This window comes from Vibrio sp. 10N (genome assembly GCF_036245475.1).
Taxonomy (GTDB): domain Bacteria; phylum Pseudomonadota; class Gammaproteobacteria; order Enterobacterales; family Vibrionaceae; genus Vibrio.
The window spans coordinates 783,808-801,220 of the sequence record NZ_BTPM01000001.1 but is presented as its reverse complement, the minus strand read 5'-3'; the positions used below and the strand labels follow the sequence as shown (position 1 = coordinate 801,220).

At 47.8% G+C, this 17,413-nt stretch carries 15 protein-coding genes; 1 reads left to right on the top strand and 14 read right to left on the bottom strand.

Annotated features, from left to right (window positions below):
* Window positions 1-52 precede the first annotated feature (52 nt).
* The gene (locus AAA946_RS03825; RefSeq protein WP_338163691.1) at window positions 53-823 is read left to right on the top strand and encodes a DUF1853 family protein; all 771 of its coding nucleotides are present in this window, start codon (window positions 53-55) and stop codon (window positions 821-823) included.
* Between the two features lie 15 nt (window positions 824-838).
* Here the strand turns inward: AAA946_RS03825 and AAA946_RS03820 are convergent, their stop codons facing one another.
* The 14 genes from AAA946_RS03820 to rseP all read right to left on the bottom strand — a co-directional run bounded on the left by AAA946_RS03820 (window position 839) and on the right by rseP (window position 17,366).
* Window positions 839-1,687: an endonuclease/exonuclease/phosphatase family protein gene (locus AAA946_RS03820; RefSeq protein ID WP_338163690.1), complete on the bottom strand. Its 849-nt coding sequence runs from the start codon at window positions 1,685-1,687 to the stop codon at window positions 839-841.
* Window positions 1,688-1,751: 64 nt separating this feature from the next.
* On the bottom strand, window positions 1,752-2,090 hold the full coding sequence (gene glnB / locus AAA946_RS03815) for a nitrogen regulatory protein P-II (RefSeq protein WP_042500895.1): 339 nt from the start codon (window positions 2,088-2,090) through the stop codon (window positions 1,752-1,754).
* A 174-nt stretch (window positions 2,091-2,264) separates the two neighbouring features.
* Window positions 2,265-2,576 (bottom strand): c-type cytochrome, encoded by a 312-nt coding sequence (locus AAA946_RS03810; RefSeq protein WP_338163689.1) that lies wholly within the window; start codon window positions 2,574-2,576, stop codon window positions 2,265-2,267.
* A gap of 108 nt (window positions 2,577-2,684) precedes the next feature.
* Window positions 2,685-3,995 carry a tRNA lysidine(34) synthetase TilS gene (gene tilS, locus AAA946_RS03805; protein ID WP_445206088.1) on the bottom strand — a complete coding sequence of 437 codons (1,311 nt, stop codon included), beginning with the start codon at window positions 3,993-3,995 and terminating at the stop codon, window positions 2,685-2,687.
* A 77-nt stretch (window positions 3,996-4,072) separates the two neighbouring features.
* Entirely contained in the window at window positions 4,073-5,032 is a 960-nt protein-coding gene (accA, locus tag AAA946_RS03800; RefSeq protein WP_338163687.1) for an acetyl-CoA carboxylase carboxyl transferase subunit alpha, read from the bottom strand.
* Window positions 5,033-5,083: 51 nt separating this feature from the next.
* Window positions 5,084-8,563 carry a DNA polymerase III subunit alpha gene (gene dnaE / locus AAA946_RS03795; protein WP_338163686.1) on the bottom strand — a complete coding sequence of 1,160 codons (3,480 nt, stop codon included), beginning with the start codon at window positions 8,561-8,563 and terminating at the stop codon, window positions 5,084-5,086.
* Window positions 8,564-8,641: 78 nt separating this feature from the next.
* A complete protein-coding gene (rnhB, locus tag AAA946_RS03790) occupies window positions 8,642-9,268 on the bottom strand; it encodes a ribonuclease HII (protein WP_338163685.1) in 627 nt (208 codons plus the stop codon).
* Window positions 9,265-10,407 (bottom strand): lipid-A-disaccharide synthase, encoded by a 1,143-nt coding sequence (gene lpxB / locus AAA946_RS03785; RefSeq protein ID WP_338163684.1) that lies wholly within the window; start codon window positions 10,405-10,407, stop codon window positions 9,265-9,267. Before lpxB ends, rnhB begins: the two co-directional genes overlap by 4 nt.
* A 95-nt stretch (window positions 10,408-10,502) precedes the next feature.
* Window positions 10,503-11,291, bottom strand: a complete 789-nt coding sequence (lpxA, locus tag AAA946_RS03780; RefSeq protein WP_338163683.1) for an acyl-ACP--UDP-N-acetylglucosamine O-acyltransferase — start codon at window positions 11,289-11,291, stop codon at window positions 10,503-10,505.
* A 1-nt stretch (window position 11,292) separates the two neighbouring features.
* Window positions 11,293-11,724 carry a 3-hydroxyacyl-ACP dehydratase FabZ gene (fabZ, locus tag AAA946_RS03775; RefSeq protein WP_418642295.1) on the bottom strand — a complete coding sequence of 144 codons (432 nt, stop codon included), beginning with the start codon at window positions 11,722-11,724 and terminating at the stop codon, window positions 11,293-11,295.
* A gap of 179 nt (window positions 11,725-11,903) precedes the next feature.
* Window positions 11,904-12,935, bottom strand: a complete 1,032-nt coding sequence (lpxD, locus tag AAA946_RS03770) for a UDP-3-O-(3-hydroxymyristoyl)glucosamine N-acyltransferase (RefSeq protein ID WP_338163681.1) — start codon at window positions 12,933-12,935, stop codon at window positions 11,904-11,906.
* 22 nt (window positions 12,936-12,957) lie between these two features.
* On the bottom strand, window positions 12,958-13,458 hold the full coding sequence (locus AAA946_RS03765) for an OmpH family outer membrane protein (protein WP_042500989.1): 501 nt from the start codon (window positions 13,456-13,458) through the stop codon (window positions 12,958-12,960).
* Between the two features lie 63 nt (window positions 13,459-13,521).
* The gene (gene bamA, locus AAA946_RS03760) at window positions 13,522-15,960 is read right to left on the bottom strand and encodes an outer membrane protein assembly factor BamA (protein ID WP_338163680.1); all 2,439 of its coding nucleotides are present in this window, start codon (window positions 15,958-15,960) and stop codon (window positions 13,522-13,524) included.
* A 47-nt stretch (window positions 15,961-16,007) separates the two neighbouring features.
* Window positions 16,008-17,366 (bottom strand): sigma E protease regulator RseP, encoded by a 1,359-nt coding sequence (gene rseP / locus AAA946_RS03755; RefSeq protein WP_338163679.1) that lies wholly within the window; start codon window positions 17,364-17,366, stop codon window positions 16,008-16,010.
* Window positions 17,367-17,413: the final 47 nt, after the last annotated feature.

The window sequence follows — 17,413 nt, the reverse complement described above, 5'->3', positions numbered from 1 at the left end:
GTTATAGCAATTTACTCTAGCAATGTCGAAAGGAAAACGTAAAGAATACGCTATGCAAACCATCAGGGACTTTATTACTTGGATAAATGAAAGCCAGAGCCTCGTCACAGGACATTCGAGCGTGGCTGAAGGTTTTCCCAAGGTATCCAATCAATCGAGCGCACAAGACGATTCAGAGTACCTAGGCAACCCTAGGCTTGGCTTTCTTTATCAGGAGCTGTGTCGACGTTTGTTTGAACAAAGCGACAGCCATAGTGTCTTTGCTGAAGAGATACAACTGCAGCACGATGGACGCACCTTGGGGGCTATCGACTTTCTTATCGAAAAACCAGAACAGCAACAGATCGAACACTGGGAGGTAGCGATTAAGTTCTATTTGCTGAAAGATGGGCTCTGGTATGGGCCGAATGCAAAAGATAGGCTAGATAAGAAAGTGAGCCGCATGCTAGAGCATCAGCTAAAAATGTCTGATACCCCCGCGTTTAAGGCTCAGTTCCCTGATATTGTCAGCCCTTCCCAACATTTGTTGATGCAAGGCCGATTGTATATCAACCCGTTTGACCAAGAGAAGACGCCAACCCAATGCTTAGGCCTTGAGATCAATCCACAGCGCGTTACTGGTTATTGGTGCTACCAATCTCAATTTCATCTTATCAATGAACCGATATACCGGTTAGAAAAACCGCTTTGGGCGACCGGAAAGCCACAACGTGCAGAGTGCGATGCTGTGTCGACGCTACCCAAGCACTTTATTCATTGTCAGGCCAAAAGCGGCCAGTTCTGGTTTGTCGTCCCCGATGACTGGCCGCAAAGCAGTATGTAACCGTAAAGCCGGAGACTACTGAGCCAACACGAACTCAGCCAGCAAGGGGTTATGATCCGATGCATCACTCTCTGGCGTACTCATCGCCTCTAACGTCATGCCTCGATAGAAAATATGATCGAGTGGGAGTCCGGTAACAAAGCGCTTCCTATTATCGGGAGTAAATTTGACCTCTTGGATCTGATAGTCATTGAGGGCTTGTTTGAGTACTGCCATTCGCGACTCACTCCAGCTGTTAAAGTCGCCAGCAATGAGCAGTGGACCTGAGTGAGACTCGAGCACTTGTTTAAAGGAGTCGAGCTGCTGTTTGTACTCTTGGGTGCCAATGGTAAAGTTCACTGAATGAATATTCAGCGCAATCAAGGTTTGCCCATTAGAGAGCGCATATTCCGCATAGAGCCCTGATTTAGGAAGTTGCAACCATGGCTCAACCTGAAGGTTTGCACACGCAACCTTTGGCATGGTTCGACTCAAATTCAAAACACCACTTGAAACATCAAAGGCTTTAAACGCGCTAACCTGGTTACTGCCCCACTCGGAGCGTTGAAGCCAATCGAGAAACTGATCATCTAGGCTTGCCTCTTGAAGCAACACTAACTGCCTGTCTTGAGTTCGCTCTGTTAGCTCAGAGAGAAGGTTCTCCCGGTTTTGTTTGTAGACATTCCACACCAACACATTGAGTCGCCCTTCATCATCAAGCGCCTGCGGTGTTGGGTTGTGATAACACTTCAATTCGGTATCAACCTGCGTGCCGCGAACGGTGGTGATCTCTGGCGTATCAGAAACCGTAAACACACTCTGAAAGCCGCCTACCGCCATGCCTGCTGCGGCCACTATGCCGACTAAAATCCACTTTAACTTCATCGCTCACCCTAAAGTAAAAAAGGAGTAGTTGCCTACTCCTTTTAATGTTAGTGCTACTCGCGGTTTAGATCGCGTCTTCGTCTTCTTCGCCAGTACGGATACGAACAACACGCTCGATGTCAGTGATGAAAATCTTGCCATCACCGATTTTACCGGTTTGCGCCGTCTCGATAATGGTTTCTACACATTGATCCGCAACATCGCTCGCCACCACGATTTCAAGCTTCACTTTTGGCAAGAAATCAACCATGTATTCTGCACCACGGTACAACTCAGTATGGCCTTTTTGACGACCAAAACCTTTCACTTCAGAAACCGTCATCCCCGTGATGCCAACTTCTGCCAATGCTTCACGCACATCATCAAGCTTGAATGGTTTGATAATCGCTTCAATCTTTTTCATGTTCTTCCCTTACATCACTTTTGTTAACGACATTATCTGGTAGGTCGCGATAACAATCAACGAAAACAAAAAGCTCGAAGGCTAGCTTCGAGCTTTTTATCAAAGATATTTGCAACACGTTGTTTTGTTGCGCCTATATCCAACTAGTGGATGTTAGATGTCATCCAGAGCACGCTATTTCAGGCTTGCGTAGTAAGCCGCTAAGTTAGCAATGTCTTCGTCGCTAAGCATTGACGCCTGCGCTTGCATCACTGCCGCCAAACCGCCGTTACGCTGTTTGCTTTTGTATGCGTTAATAGAAGTAACCAAGTACTGCTCGTTTTGACCTTTTAAGTTTGGATATCCTGGTATCACTGCGATACCATCGGCGCCGTGACATGCGGCACACACCGCCGCTTTTGCTTTACCCGCCGCTACATCGCCTGCGACTGCTGCACCGCTCATAAGACCCGCTGCTACCAATGCGCCAATCATCAACTTTTTCATTGCTTTTCCTTGTGATATGTCCATATGTGCTCAGAACCAGCCTACAATACTCTGCTACAAGCCGCTTCCCAGCGTTTATTATAGTTACGATTGTGACATGAAAAAGGGTCATTTGTCCCATACGAGTTCACAATCTGAGCCGTAAAAGTCCTTGTCTACAAATAAGTTAGCAACGGCAACCACTTTATCCCCCATCATCAGAATAGGCGTTCTACGGCGTTGCCAACTTGGGATGTGGTACTCTTGAAATAGCTTTTTAAGCTTACGTGAGCCTGCTCTACCATGGGGGTGAGCCGATAGCCCCTCAGGCTCGAACATGACCACCAGCGGCTCAGTGAGCGTCGTCCGGTCAAGTTGCATTAAGGTATCCCCCCCTGTTTTTTGCGCTAGGGTCAGTCCACCCAGGCCATCGGGCAATAGTACTCGCGCATCAAATGCCACTGACTGCCTCCAATGGGTGATATCTTGATGCGGCGCTATCCAATACAGGTGCATTCTGAATCGACGTACACTTCCTGTAGCCAAAGACATGGTTGGGTTTGCGTCTGGTTTCGCTAGTGCGACATCTTTCCAAAGCTGCTGCAGCTGGGTTTCGCTCGGCAGCACCGTAGTGTGCGTCTCAAGCCACATGCGAAGTAGCTGATCTCGTTTTAAGGCAGAGCAGCGGCTCAATTTATCGACATCAATCCCCGCAAACGTATTTAAGCAAGACTGAAGTTCAGGCTGCAGCAGCTCCGCCAGTAGCTGCTCTTGTTTGGCACACAAGCGAGCACTGCGACGTACTGCTTTACTAAAGCTTGGCCAGCGTTCAGTGATGACAGGTATGACTTGGTGACGCAAGAAATTACGGTCAAAACGAGTATCTTGGTTGCTGTCATCTTCAAGCCAAACTAGCTGCTGAGCGTGAGCGAAATGCTCAATGTCAGTTCGGGATACATCAAGAAGAGGTCGCAATAATTCACCTTCCCCAAATGAAGTCAACTGCGCCATGGATGAAAGCCCCTTTGGTCCACTGCCTCGCTTTAAAGCCAGAAGAAAGGTTTCAGTTTGATCATCTAGGTGCTGCCCGGTCAGAAGTATATCGCCCGTATTGATATGAGAAGCTAACGCTCGGTAACGAGCATCACGTGCCAATTGCTCGACACTGTCACCACTTTCTAAATCAAGCGATACATATTCAGCGACGAACGGGATTTGTTCTTGTTCAGCCCATGCCTGGCACTGCTCTAACCACTGGTCAGCGTATTGGCTCAAACCATGATGAACATGCACAGCAAGCAACTCTAGGTTAGGGCGCTGGGCGCGATAAAGCGCTGCTAGCCGAAGCAAAACGCGAGAATCCACTCCACCACTGAATCCGATAACAACGCGACCTTCATCAGACAGGTGACGCTGCATGGTATCAATAAAGTGCTGCATTAGTGACATAGACAAATTCCTAGAAGCAAAAAATAAGGCGAGCATCATGCTCGCCTTATTATATAAACCAAATCTGCTTAGCAGTAGCCGTAACTCATCAAACGTTGATAACGACGCTCAAGCAGGTTGTCATCATCTAGTTGGTCTAGCTCTTCTAGCTGACGAAGTAGCGTCGCTTTCATGTTCGCTGCCATTTGAATCGTATCACGGTGCGCGCCGCCTAGAGGCTCTTCAATGATCTCATCAATAAGCTCTAGCTCTTTAAGACGTGGAGCAATCAAGCCCATCGCTTCGGCCGCTTGAGGAGCTTTGTCTGAATCACGCCATAGGATAGATGCACAGCCCTCAGGTGAAATAACAGAGTAGGTAGAGTATTGAAGCATGTTCACGTAATCACCCACGCCAATCGCCAACGCGCCACCAGAGCCGCCTTCACCGACAACGTTACAAATAACCGGCACTTTCAGGCCAGCCATCACTTTAAGGTTCATCGCAATCGCTTCTGATTGACCACGCTCTTCTGCACCAACACCCGGGTAGGCACCTGCGGTATCGATAAACGTAATGATTGGCATATTAAAACGCTCAGCCATGCGCATTAGACGCAGTGCTTTACGATAACCTTCTGGCTTAGGCATACCAAAGTTACGTTTTACTTTTTCTTTCGTTTCACGGCCTTTTTGGTGACCGATGATCATGACAGGACGACCTTCAAGGCGAGCCATGCCACCTACAATCGCTTTATCGTCAGCAAACGCACGGTCACCAGCCAACTCGTCAAACTCAGTAAACACGTGCTCAACGTAATCCAGCGTGTAAGGACGCTGTGGGTGACGAGCAAGTTGTGCTACCTGCCATGCACCAAGATCACTAAAGATTTTCTTTTTAAGCTCTAAGCTTTTCTTCTCTAGTTGTTCAATTTCTTTATCTAAGTCAATTGCACTGTCACCACCATGACGCGACACGTCACGCAGTGCTTCAATTTTTGCTTCTAGTTCGGCAATTGGCTTTTCAAATTCAAGAAAGTTCAAGCTCATCTATGAATCCTTTTCGATTCCGCCCAGACACCGATGTGTGCCCAAGCTCAATTAGTTAAATTCGAGTTCTACCTGGTCTTTACCAAGTAACTGCTGTAATTCTTCCAGTAACGCATCATTCGGCGTTACACGCCACTGTGTTCCAAGCGTGAGCTTCGCTCTTGCATCCGCTCGCTGGTAATAAATATTAACAGGTACCGTGCCATCTTTGTGAGGCGTTAATATTTCTGTGAAGCGCTGGTAAAAACGCTCATCAATTTGTTGCTCTAGCAACGAAATGGACAACCCTCGAGTAAATTTCTCTCGAGCGCTACCGAGATCTAAAACTTCGCGGGCGGACATTTTAAGGCCACCATTGAAGTCATCAAAGCTGACCTGTCCCGAAACGACCACTATTTTATCGTTTTCTAACAATTCAGCATATTTATCTAGCGCATCTGAGAACAACATCACTTCCATGCGTCCACTGCGATCATCAAGCGTCATGATACCGATACGAGTACCTCGTTTGGTTGTCATCACGCGTGACGCTATCACCAGGCCCGCCACCGTCAGAGATTGATCTCGACGTGTCGGTGTCGCATCTTTTAGTCGACAACTGGTGTATTTAGTAAGTTCCTTCAGATAGGCGTTAATTGGGTGCCCGGTCAAATAAAGACCCAAAGTTTCTCGCTCACCTTCGAGCCAGACTTTTTCTGGCCACGCAGGCACCTGAGTATACTTATTTTCGACTTCTTCCGGCGCATCCGTCAGCACACCGAACATATCCCCTTGACCGAACGCTTCAGCTTGGTGATGTTGGCTAGCGGCCTTTACCGCGTCATTCAGCGAAGCCATTAACGCCGCTCGATGAGGACCAAGTCTGTCAAGCGCACCTGCCATAATCAGCTTTTCAATCACACGCTTATTGACTTTTTTCAGGTCAATACGGGCACAGAAATCAAACAGATCGCGGAAGTAACCATCTTTGTTTCTTGCTTCAATGATGGCATCGATAGGGCCTTCACCCACGCCTTTTATCGCGCCGATACCGTAAACAATGGCACCTTCGTCGTTGACGTTAAATCGGAATAAACCCGCATTGATATCAGGCGGTAACACCTTGAGTTTCATGCGGAAGCATTCATCGACAAGACCGACGACTTTTTCGGTGTTATCCATATCGGCTGTCATTACCGCTGCCATAAACTCAGCTGGATAATGCTTCTTTAGCCACAGCGTTTGGTACGATACCAACGCATAAGCTGCCGAGTGCGATTTGTTAAAGCCATAACCTGCGAACTTTTCTACCAAGTCGAAGATCTTCATCGCCAATTCGCCGTCGACACCATTGCTAATGGCGCCCTCTTCGAACACGGCACGCTGCTTGGCCATCTCTTCTGGCTTTTTCTTACCCATCGCACGACGCAGCATATCCGCACCACCGAGCGTATAACCCGCTAGGATCTGGGCAATCTGCATCACCTGCTCTTGGTAAAGAATGATGCCATAGGTTGGCTCTAGCGTTTCTTTCAGTGATTCGTGTTGCCACGTTTCATCTGGGTAGGAAACCGCTTCTCGTCCGTGCTTACGGTCGATAAAGTTATCGACCATGCCTGATTGCAACGGCCCCGGACGGAACAATGCCACCAGTGCGATGATATCTTCAAAACAGTCTGGCTGAAGACGCTTGATTAGCTCTTTCATACCACGTGATTCGAGCTGGAATACCGCCGTGGTTTCTGAGTTTTGCAATAATTGGAATGACGGCTGGTCATCAAGAGGAATCGATTCGATACGAACCGGCTCTTTGCCCTCTTTTTCCAATCGTGGGTTAATTAGCCCCAGCGCCCAGTCGATAATGGTTAGGGTTCTTAGACCCAAGAAGTCGAATTTAACTAGGCCGGCCGTTTCTACGTCGTTTTTATCAAACTGCGTTACCGGGAAATGACCTTCAGAGTCCGCATAGATCGGCGCAAAATCGGTGATAGTCGTTGGCGATATAACCACACCACCAGCGTGTTTACCGGCGTTACGAGTACAACCTTCAAGGATGCGACACATATCGATGAGGTCGCGAACCTCTTCATCCGCGTCATACAATTGAGGTAGCGCAGGCTCGACGTCAAACGCTTTTTGCAGCGTCATGCCCGGGTCACCAGGGATCAGTTTGGAGATACGATCCACAAAGCCAAATGGATGGCCAAGTACACGACCTACGTCTCGAATAACCGCTTTTGCGGCCATGGTACCGAAGGTAATGATCTGCGATACCGCATCTCGGCCGTACATTTCTGCGACGTGATCAATTACTTGGTCACGCTTATCCATACAGAAGTCGACATCGAAATCGGGCATGGAGACACGTTCTGGGTTCAAGAAGCGCTCGAACAGCAAGTCGTATTCAAGAGGATCGAGGTCGGTGATTTTAAGCGCATACGCCACCAGCGAGCCCGCACCCGAACCACGACCCGGACCTACCGGTATCGCATTGTCTTTTGACCACTGGATGAACTCCATTACGATCAGGAAGTAACCTGGGAAGCCCATCTGGTTGATAACGTCGAGTTCAATTTGTAAGCGCTCGTCGTACTCAGGCCTGCGCTCAAGTCGCACCTGTTCATCAGGGAATAGGAACTCCAAACGTTCTTCTAGGCCTTCTCTCGACTTCATTACGAGGAAGTCGGTTTCCTTCATGCCTTCTGTCGGGAACGCGGGTAGGAAGTACTCACCAAGCCTAACGGTTACGTTACATCGCTTAGCGATTTCGACTGAGTTTTGCAACGCTTCTGGAATGTCGGCAAATAGCTCGCACATTTCCTCTTCACTACGTAGGTATTGTTGGTCACTGTAGCGCTTAGGACGACGAGGGTCATCGAGGGTATAGCCATCATGAATGGCCACGCGGATCTCATGGGCATCGAACAGCTCTTTATCAACGAACACCACTTCATTGGTCGCCACGACTGGAAGCTCTAACTCTTCAGCGAGATCGACGGCGAAATGCAGGTAGCTCTCCTCGTCGGCCCGTCCAGTACGAATCAACTCAAGGTAATAGCGGTCTGGAAAGTGAGTTTGATAAAAAGCGGCGCACTGTTTGGCTAAGCTTTGATTGCCTTTGAGTAGGGCTTTGCCCACTTCACCGTCCTTTGCGCCAGAGAGCACAATCAGCCCTTCAGACAATTCAGCCAGCCACGCTTTGTCGATGACAGGTTGATGCTGAACATGACCTCTGAGGTATGCCTTGGAGATCAGTAACGTCAGGTTGTTGTAACCTGTGTTATCTGCAGCAAGCACCGTAATGCGAGTCAGCTCATCGCCAAACTCATCCGATTGCACCGCAAAGTCAGCCCCAATCAGCGGCTTAATGCCCGCAGAGTGGGCGTTGCCATAAAACTTTACGAGGCCACATAGGTTAGTAAAGTCGGTCAATGCCATTGCTGGCATGCCAATCTCTGCCACCTTCTTCACCAATGGTGGTACTTTGGACAAGCCGTCCACCATTGAGAAGTCACTGTGAACACGTAAGTGTATAAACTTGGGGTCTGACATAATGAATCCTAAATCGTCATGACATCCTAACAGCTATGATTGAGCCATTAGTGTTTAATTAGCGTTACTCTTCAATACCTAGTCTTCAATGCCTAGGGCGCGCTTTACTGGTTTGAAGCTTTTGCGATGCTGAGCAATCACACCGTGTTGCTCAATAGCCTCAAAATGCGCTTTAGTTGGGTAGCCTTTGTGCTTAGCGAACCCAAACTCAGGGTGCAGAGCATCCAGCTCTTCCATCTCTTGGTCACGCACCACCTTCGCAATAATGGAAGCGGCACTGATTTCAGCAACACGAAGATCACCTTTAACCACGGCTTGTGCACCCATTGGTAGCTCTGGCGTTCGATTGCCGTCAATCAACACCATATCAGGCTGAACCTTAAGTCCGGCGACTGCGCGCTGCATCGCCACCATGGTCGCTTGTAGGATATTGAGCTCATCAATTTCTTCAGGAGAACAGCGCCCTACCGCCCAAGCGAGTGCCTTTTGTTTGATTTCTGGATACAGCGCCAGACGCTTTTTCTCAGACAGCTTTTTCGAGTCGTTCAGACCTTCAATCGGATTGTTTGGATCTAAGATCACCGCCGCTGTCACTACATCGCCAACCAATGGCCCGCGGCCAACTTCATCCACACCAGCAATCGCGGTATAGCCTTGTGGATATTCAAAAGGAGGCAGTTCTACTGGCGTTTTCTTCTTGGTCATAATCTATCTATCAATTTAAGTACGGCGTCTGCCGCCTGTTTATCGGCATCCTTACGGATCCAATGATGCATTTCGGTGAACTTCTCAATCATATCGTGATTGTCACCATTTAGCAGTCGCGTCAGCTCGGCATGCAAGTTTTCGGGTGTGCAGGCATCTAACAGGAATTCTTTGACTATTTCATCATCAGCCAAAATATTTGGCAATGAGACATATTTGGTCTTCACCAAACGCTTTGCTAAAAAGGCCGTGATGGCATTCATCTTGTAGCCAACGACCATGGGTCTTTTTAGTAGCATACATTCTAATGCAACTGTGCCGGAGGCCAGCAATACAGCGTCTGATGCAGTGATCACGTTGCGCGCTGTATCTTGTACAATATGAAAGTCTAACTCGGGCGCATAATGCTGCCATGCTTCGATAAATTGCTGTTTGCGCTTATCGTTAACGGCAGCAACCACAAAACCCAGCGAAGGGTCATCACTATTGAGCTTCTTACACGTTTCAATAAACGGCTGGGAGAGCATCTTGAGTTCGTTACCACGACTGCCCGGCAATACCGCCAACCACTTCCTACCTTGCTCCAGTCCTAATAGCTGCTGCGCAGCAACTTTGTCAGACTCAAGAGGGATCGCATCGGCAAGCGTATGACCAACAAACTCACACGGGACATTAAACTTATCGTAAAACGCTTTTTCGAATGGGAGAAACGCCAACACCAAATTAGTCGCCTCAGCGATGCCATGGATGCGTTTTTGGCGCCAAGCCCACACTGAAGGGCTAACGTAATGCACCGTTTTTGTGCCCGCTTTTTTCAGGTCTAGCTCAAGCCTTAAATTAAAGTCTGGCGCATCGATACCTACAAAAACATCCACAGGATTGTTGGTAAAGTACTTCACCAACTCAGCTTTAACGTGCAACAAGCGCCTAAGGCGCCCTAGCACCTCAACCAATCCCATGACAGCGAGCTCTTCCATGTCGAATAGAGACTGACAGCCCTCGGCAATCATCTTTGGCCCACCAATGCCAACAAACTCAGCGTCGGGATAACGTGCCTTTAGTGCTTTAATAAAGCCCTCACCCAGCGTATCGCCTGAGAGTTCGCCTGCGACAATGCCGATGCGTAACGGTCGTTCCATTGGTGTTCCCTATTTGCGTAAATTTACGGTTTTCTTAAAACAGAAAAAGACCGCCAGTCAGACTGGCGATCTTTTCAGCGTACTCATGCACGGATTTAGCGAATAATGCCACGCTCAGAGGCTTCCAAGATCTCAATGAAGCGACCCACTGAGTTCCATTCTTGAGCCATCTCTTCAAGAACTGGCTTCACTTCCGCAAGCGTCTTACCTGAGCGGTAAATCTCTTTGTAGGCTTTTTGTAGCGCGCGTAGCTCTGGCTTTTCAAAACCATTACGCTTAAGGCCGACAAGATTTAGACCAAACGGTGTGGCATGGTTACCTTGTGCCAATACATATGGCGGTACATCTTGAACAACCGCAGAGCAGCCGCCAACATATGCGTAAGCACCAACGGTACAGAACGGGTGAATCGCCGACAGTGCCATTACACCCGCGTAATCACCAACCGTAACGTGACCACCTAAGATCGCGTTATTACCAATGTGAGTGTGATTGCCAACAATCACATCGTGAGCAATGTGCGCGTTAACACACAACAGGTTGTCATTGCCGACCACTGTTTGTGTTTTATCTTGGGTGGTACCTCGATGGATCTGAACGCTCTCGCGGATAACGTTGCGGTCACCGACGATGACGCGCGTATCTTCGCCGCCATACTTCTTGTCTTGGTTCTCTTCACCAATGATGGCTTGCGGGAACACGCGGTTATCATTGCCAATTGTTGTGTTACCTTTGATCACAACATGCGACATGATTTCGTTATTCTCACCAATGGTGATGTCACCCGAAATGTAGGTAAACGGCCCTACTGTGGTATTCGCACCAATAGTGACATTACCTTCGATAACGGCACTAGGGTGGATAGTTGCAGACTCATGAATCATATTAAAACTCTCTACGAGCACATTTCAGTTCAGCAGAACAAACGATTTCACCATCAACTTTCGCTACACCATTAAAGGCAGCAATGCCGCGGCGCTCTTTGACAAACTCGACTTCAATGACAAGCTGATCACCTGGTACAACAGGCTTACGGAACTTGGCCTTATCTACGCTGGCGAAGTAGTACAGTTCATTGTCTTTTGGTGCACCAAACGACTTAAATGCCAATAGGCCTGTCGCTTGAGCCATAGCTTCTAGGATCAATACACCTGGGAATACAGGCAGCTGTGGGAAGTGACCGGTAAATTGCGGCTCATTCACAGAAACGTTCTTAATAGCGGTCAGATACTTTTCTTCTTGGTAATCGGTCACTCGGTCGATAAGCAGAAACGGGTAACGATGTGGCAATAGTTCCTGAATCTCAGTGATGTTCATAGTTTTAGTATCAGTGCTCAAAGTAAAAATCCTATATCAATTCTTTGCTAGTTCTAGGGGCATTATATACCCAAATGCCCCGCGGTGTCAGTCAGGGAGCGCAGCTCAACCTGAACCAAGTTCACGCACAGAAAAAGACTCGCCTTAAGCGAGCCTTTTTGTTTAAGCCAATAGGAGGGTTAATCCTCTTGCTGCTCGAGCAGTTTTTCTACCGCTTTTAGGCGCTTGTTCATCTCATCGATACGATGAACGCGAGTCGCGGTCTTACGCCACTCTTTGTTAGTCTGAAGAGGAATACCGGACGAGTAGATGCCTTTTTCTGGCAAGCTACGCATAACCATGCCCATACCCGTGACGATTACACCATCGGCGATCTCAATGTGGCCATTTAGTACACTTGCACCACCGATTTGGCAATATTTGCCAATCTTCGTACTACCAGCAACGATAGTACCACCTGCCATCGCTGTGCCATATCCGATGTGCACATTGTGGGCAATCTGCATCTGGTTATCGATGATCACGTTATCTTCGATAATTGTGTCATCTAATGCACCGCGGTCGATGGTAGTACAAGCACCAATCTCAACACGATTGCCAATTCGTACAGTGCCAAGTTGAGGGATCTTAATCCACTCACCTTTTTCATTGGCATAGCCAAAGCCGTCCGAGCCAATAACAGTGCTTGATTGTACTAGGCAGTCAGAGCCCAGTACCACATCATGATAGATAGCTACGTTGGCCCAAAGCTTGGTATTCGCACCAAGTTTTGCGCCTTTACCGATAAAGCAACCCGCTCCGATAACCACGTTGTCATCCAGCTCAGCACCGGCTTCAACAACAGCATTGGCACCAATAGATACGTTGTTTCCTAACGTTGCCTCTGGTGATACTACAGCGCTTGCTGCAATACCTTCGGAAGCTGGGCTAGGTGTACTATCTAGTGCTTGCGCAACTTTCGCGTATGCAACGTATGGATCGGCAACAACAAGCGCATTGGTCTTACAATGTTCAAGTTCTGATGCTTTTACCATGATGGCAGATGCGTTGCATTCACCAAGGTGCTTTGCGTACTTAACGTTGGTTAAAAACGTAATTTCGCCTTCGCTTGCACGATCCATAGGTGCGACGGTGTGAATCTGAACATTCTCATCGCCATGAAGTTCACCACCGGTGATCTCAGCAAGCTGTGCTAACGTCAATGCTGTCATGTTATTCCTACTAGCTAACTAATTACTTAAGAGAGTCGATAACTTTGCTTGAGATATTAAACTCTTCTTTCGCGTAGCCTACCGCTTGAATGTCGATGATCATGTCGTAGCCTTCTTTCTCTGCGACTTTCTCAACAGCTTCTTGGATAGTTTTGAATAGCTTTTGCTTTTCTTCTGCTTCACGACGCTGGCTATCTTTCTCTAGCGCTTGGCCTTTGATCTTGTATTTGCTATCAAGTTGACCAATTTCGATACGTAGTTTTTCTACTTCTTCAGAGCCTAGTAGCTCACCATCACGCTGAAGCTTTTCCATTTTCTTGGTGGCTTCTGCTTGGATTGCTTGAAGCTCAGCCGCTTTGTCTTTGAACTCGTTTTGCAGTTTTTGAAGCGTTGCTTCACGTTGTGGAAGCGCTTGGAAAACTTGTAGCGTGTTCACATAGCCAATTTTCTGAGCCGCTTCTGCTGCTGTCGCAAACATTGAAGAGGTAAGGATAACTAGGCCAAGACCAGCCGCTTTCATCATATTTTTCAAGGTCGATTCCTCTATTTAAAAAAACGTTAAACTGTGGGGAGCGTCCCCACAGGATTAGAATGTATTACCGATAGTGAAGGTGAACGTTTCTGTTTTATCACCTTCAAATTTCTTAACAGGTGTCGCTAGCGAGAATACTAGCGGTCCCATTGGTGACATCCATTGTACTGCCACACCCACCGACGCACGATAGTTCGACGGGTCTGAATAATCGTAATAGTATTGTTTGCCCGGCATATTTGGATCCGGAGCTACATAGCTGAACTCTGTATCCCAAAGACTTGCCGCGTCCATGAACACACTCGTTCGAATCTGGTTGCGGAATTCATCCGACGCAAACGGTGTTGGAACGATAAGCTCGACACTTGCCAAGGCAACAGCGTTACCACCGACTGACTGCTCGGTTGCAGAGTAACATGGGTTGTTGCCACCAACGTTACCACAGCCACCGCCATTTGGATCGTTATAGACCGCTTTTGGACCTACTGAGTTCTGGCGGAAACCACGCAGCGTGGAGAAGCCACCCACATAGAAGTTCTCATAGAACGGCAGTAAGTTGTCATTGCCGTTCGTTTGACCATAACCGTTACCGTAGCCGAGACGACCCTTCAACAATAACGTAAAGCTGTGACTTTGGGTAATCGGAAAGTACTGTCTAACGTCGTATTGTGCCTTGAAGTATTGAACATCCGAACCAGGTACGGTCACTTTTCCGTAAACTTTTTGATGGTTGCCCGCTGTAGGGAAACGACCACGGTTAAGATTGTTACGAGTCCAAGCTGCCGTTAAGTGGAAGTCATCGGTGATCAAATTACCTTCGGCGTCGCGGTTTTTCGCTTGCGCCTGTAGGAATTTCTCGATCTGTACGTACTCTTTGATGTTACCCAAGCGGCTGTGAGTATAACCACCACCAAACTCTAGGTAATTGAGTTCGTCAACAGGGAAACCCCATGTCAACGTGCCACCATAGCTTTGATCGGTATAGTCAATGATACCCGCTTTCGATGCTTCAAACTCGTTGTAGAAGATCTGACCACCCAAACTCACCCCGTCCAGGTTCCAGTATGGGTCACGGTAATCCAGAGTAATGTTTTTCTGATATTTGTTGGTCATGGCACTGATACCAACTCGGTCACCGGTACCTGCAAAGTTATCTTGCTGCAGACCAACCTGGAAGCTGATGCCCGACTCGGTACCATAACCGACACCGAAGTTAACACTACCCGAGTTTGCTTCTTTTACATCATAAACCAGATCAACTTGGTCTTCGCTGCCCGGCACTCGCACAGTCTGTACATCAACGGTTTCAAAGAAGCCCAATCGATTCAGACGGTTTTTACCGGTCTCAATCGATTTTGAGTTCAACCAGCTCGACTCCATCTGACGCATTTCACGACGTAAAACTTCGTCTTTCGTAGAGTTGTTACCGGTGAATCGAATATCGCGAACATAAATTCGGTTGCCCGCTTCAACGTTAATCACCAACGATACTTCATTGGTTTCGTCGTTAAATTCTGGGATCGTTCTTACTTGCGGGTAGGCATAGCCAGATTCACCAAGCACTCGCTTAATGTTCTCTTCCAGTGCCGTCACGCTTGAGCCGTTATAAGTATCACCATCAGCAAATGGCACCATACCCTCAAACTCAGCTTGCTTACCAATCAGCTGACCGCGGAACTTCACGTCTTTGATTCGGTATGCTTCACCTTCATCGATACCCAGCGTGATATATACGCCTTTTTTATCCGGCGAAATCGAGACTTGCGTCGTATCGACTTTGAACTTCAGATAACCGCGATCTAAGTAGTAAGACTTCAGCGCTTCAATATCACCGGCAAGTACCTGTTTCTGATACTTATCGTCTGCCAGGAAGTTCCACCAAGCCACATCCACATTCAAGTTGAATCGAGACAGTAGCTCTTCATCCGGGAAAACCGTATTACCGATAAAGTTAATCTGTTTGATTTTCGCGGAAACACCTTCCGTAAACACAAACTTCAAGTCGGCACGATTACGAGGCAAAGGTGTCACGACCGCTTGAACTTTAGCGTTGTATTTACCCACACTGTAGTAAAAGTCTTCCAGACCCTTCTCAATGTTGCTCAGCGTTGTACGGTCTAGTGCTTCACCGACAACAACGCCAGATGCATCCAAGTTTTGCTGGAGCTGCTCTTCTTTGATCGCTTTGTTACCAGAGAAAGAAATGCTCGCAATGGTTGGGCGCTCTTTTACGCGAACCACGAGTGCATCATTGTCTCGTAGCACCTTAATGTCTTCAAAGTTACCGGACTGGTAGAGAGCATTGATGATTTCTGAAATGTCTTTGCCATCAATAGAATCACCAATACGCACAGGCATTTTTAAAAGCGCAGCACCCAGTGCAACCCTTTGCAAGCCTTCAATACGAATGTCCTGTACAACAAAATCCTCAGCCCCATTCGCCGACACACTTGTCGCCAGTAGAGATGCGAATAGAATATGCTTAATCGCCATACCTGCTCTAATTATTCCTTGCTAATACTGCTGCCTGAATTCTGATATCAAAGGCGTGTAAAATCGTTAAAAATCGCGATGAGCATCAATGAGAAGATAATCGCTCCTCCCACTCGATAGCCCATTTCTTGTACTTTTTCTGGGACAGGTCTTCGAATCACTGCCTCAATGGCAAAAAACATCAAATGTCCGCCATCTAGCATTGGTAGCGGTACCAAATTGATGATCCCTAAGTTGACACTAATCAGAGCCAAAAAACCTAGGAAATAAACCAACCCGTAATCTGCTGTGGTACCTGCGCCTTTGGCGATAGAGATAGGCCCACTCAGATTGTTTAGCCCCACATCACCGACGATGAGTTTTTTCAGCATAGTCATGGTGAGCTCAATAATTTGTCCGGTCTTAACGATGGCTTTGCCCACCGCTTCAATAGGACCGTATTGCAGGTCAAAGCGATAGCTGTCTGGCCACTCACCGACATCAGGGGCGATGCCCGCAAAACCAATCAACGAGCCATCCGGCATTTCTCTTGAGCCAGGAACCAAGGTTACATTGACCGATTCACCTTGTCGCTCAACCGTCAGAGGTAATGGCGTATTCGCACTGCCCTGAATCGCCTCTACGACTTGCTGCCACTCGCTGACTGGCGCACCATCAATCGCCGTAATGGTATCACCCGATTGTAAACCTGCTAGGGCACCAGCACCGTCGGTACTGACATTCTCTAGAGTCATTTTGATCTCTGGGGTGAAAGGCGTAAATCCAAGTGTCCCCATAGCAGACTCTGTTTCTGGATTAAAGTTCCACGATTGCAGATCAAGTGTTAACTTTTTGTCCATTCCTATTTGGTTGTTGGATGACACTGTGATCGTCATCTGGTTATCACCAATGTGTGACACTAGCCCTAGATTGACTGATTCCCAATCCAGTGTTTGTTTACCATCAACCGACAGAATTTGCATGCCTGACTCAAGGCCGGCTTGAGCCGCAATCGAACTAGGCGTTACTTGACCTACCACGGGCTTCACCGCTGGCACACCAATCAAGAACACCAACCAATAGGCAAATACTGCAAAAAAGAAGTTAAATGCTGGTCCAGCTCCTACAATAGCGGTTCTTTTCCACAGTGGCTTTTTATCAAAAGCATACTTGTGATCTACCTCAGAGACTTCATCCACACGGCTGTCGAGCATCTTGACATAGCCACCTAGGGGAATCAGTGAGATGCTGTATTCCGTCCCGTCTTTACCGACTTTTGACCAGATGGATTTACCAAACCCGATAGAGAACTTTTCTACATACACGCCACAGCGACGCGCTACCCAGAAATGGCCAAATTCGTGCACCGCCACCAAGATGCCAAGTGCGACGACAAAGGACGCTAGATTCCACAAAAGTTCAGTCATAACGGAGTCTCATACCAAAACCTGTCTTTGAGTTAAACAAGCTTCAT

Bases quoted from the DNA above. Each gene is read 5' to 3' on its own strand.
- bamA (WP_338163680.1), bottom strand. From the start codon at position 15,960: ATGGCGATTAAGCATATTCTATTCGCATCTCTACTGGCGACAAGTGTG.
- AAA946_RS03820 (WP_338163690.1), bottom strand. From the start codon at position 1,687: ATGAAGTTAAAGTGGATTTTAGTCGGCATAGTGGCCGCAGCAGGCATG.
- AAA946_RS03810 (WP_338163689.1), bottom strand. From the start codon at position 2,576: ATGAAAAAGTTGATGATTGGCGCATTGGTAGCAGCGGGTCTTATGAGC.
- dnaE (WP_338163686.1), bottom strand. From the start codon at position 8,563: ATGTCAGACCCCAAGTTTATACACTTACGTGTTCACAGTGACTTCTCA.
- fabZ (WP_418642295.1), bottom strand. From the start codon at position 11,724: ATGAACATCACTGAGATTCAGGAACTATTGCCACATCGTTACCCGTTT.
- accA (WP_338163687.1), bottom strand. From the start codon at position 5,032: ATGAGCTTGAACTTTCTTGAATTTGAAAAGCCAATTGCCGAACTAGAA.
- lpxB (WP_338163684.1), bottom strand. From the start codon at position 10,407: ATGGAACGACCGTTACGCATCGGCATTGTCGCAGGCGAACTCTCAGGC.
- rnhB (WP_338163685.1), bottom strand. From the start codon at position 9,268: ATGACCAAGAAGAAAACGCCAGTAGAACTGCCTCCTTTTGAATATCCA.
- tilS (WP_445206088.1), bottom strand. From the start codon at position 3,995: ATGCAGCACTTTATTGATACCATGCAGCGTCACCTGTCTGATGAAGGT.
- glnB (WP_042500895.1), bottom strand. From the start codon at position 2,090: ATGAAAAAGATTGAAGCGATTATCAAACCATTCAAGCTTGATGATGTG.
- AAA946_RS03825 (WP_338163691.1), top strand. From the start codon at position 53: ATGCAAACCATCAGGGACTTTATTACTTGGATAAATGAAAGCCAGAGC.
- AAA946_RS03765 (WP_042500989.1), bottom strand. From the start codon at position 13,458: ATGATGAAAGCGGCTGGTCTTGGCCTAGTTATCCTTACCTCTTCAATG.
- lpxA (WP_338163683.1), bottom strand. From the start codon at position 11,291: ATGATTCATGAGTCTGCAACTATCCACCCTAGTGCCGTTATCGAAGGT.
- rseP (WP_338163679.1), bottom strand. From the start codon at position 17,366: ATGACTGAACTTTTGTGGAATCTAGCGTCCTTTGTCGTCGCACTTGGC.
- lpxD (WP_338163681.1), bottom strand. From the start codon at position 12,935: ATGACAGCATTGACGTTAGCACAGCTTGCTGAGATCACCGGTGGTGAA.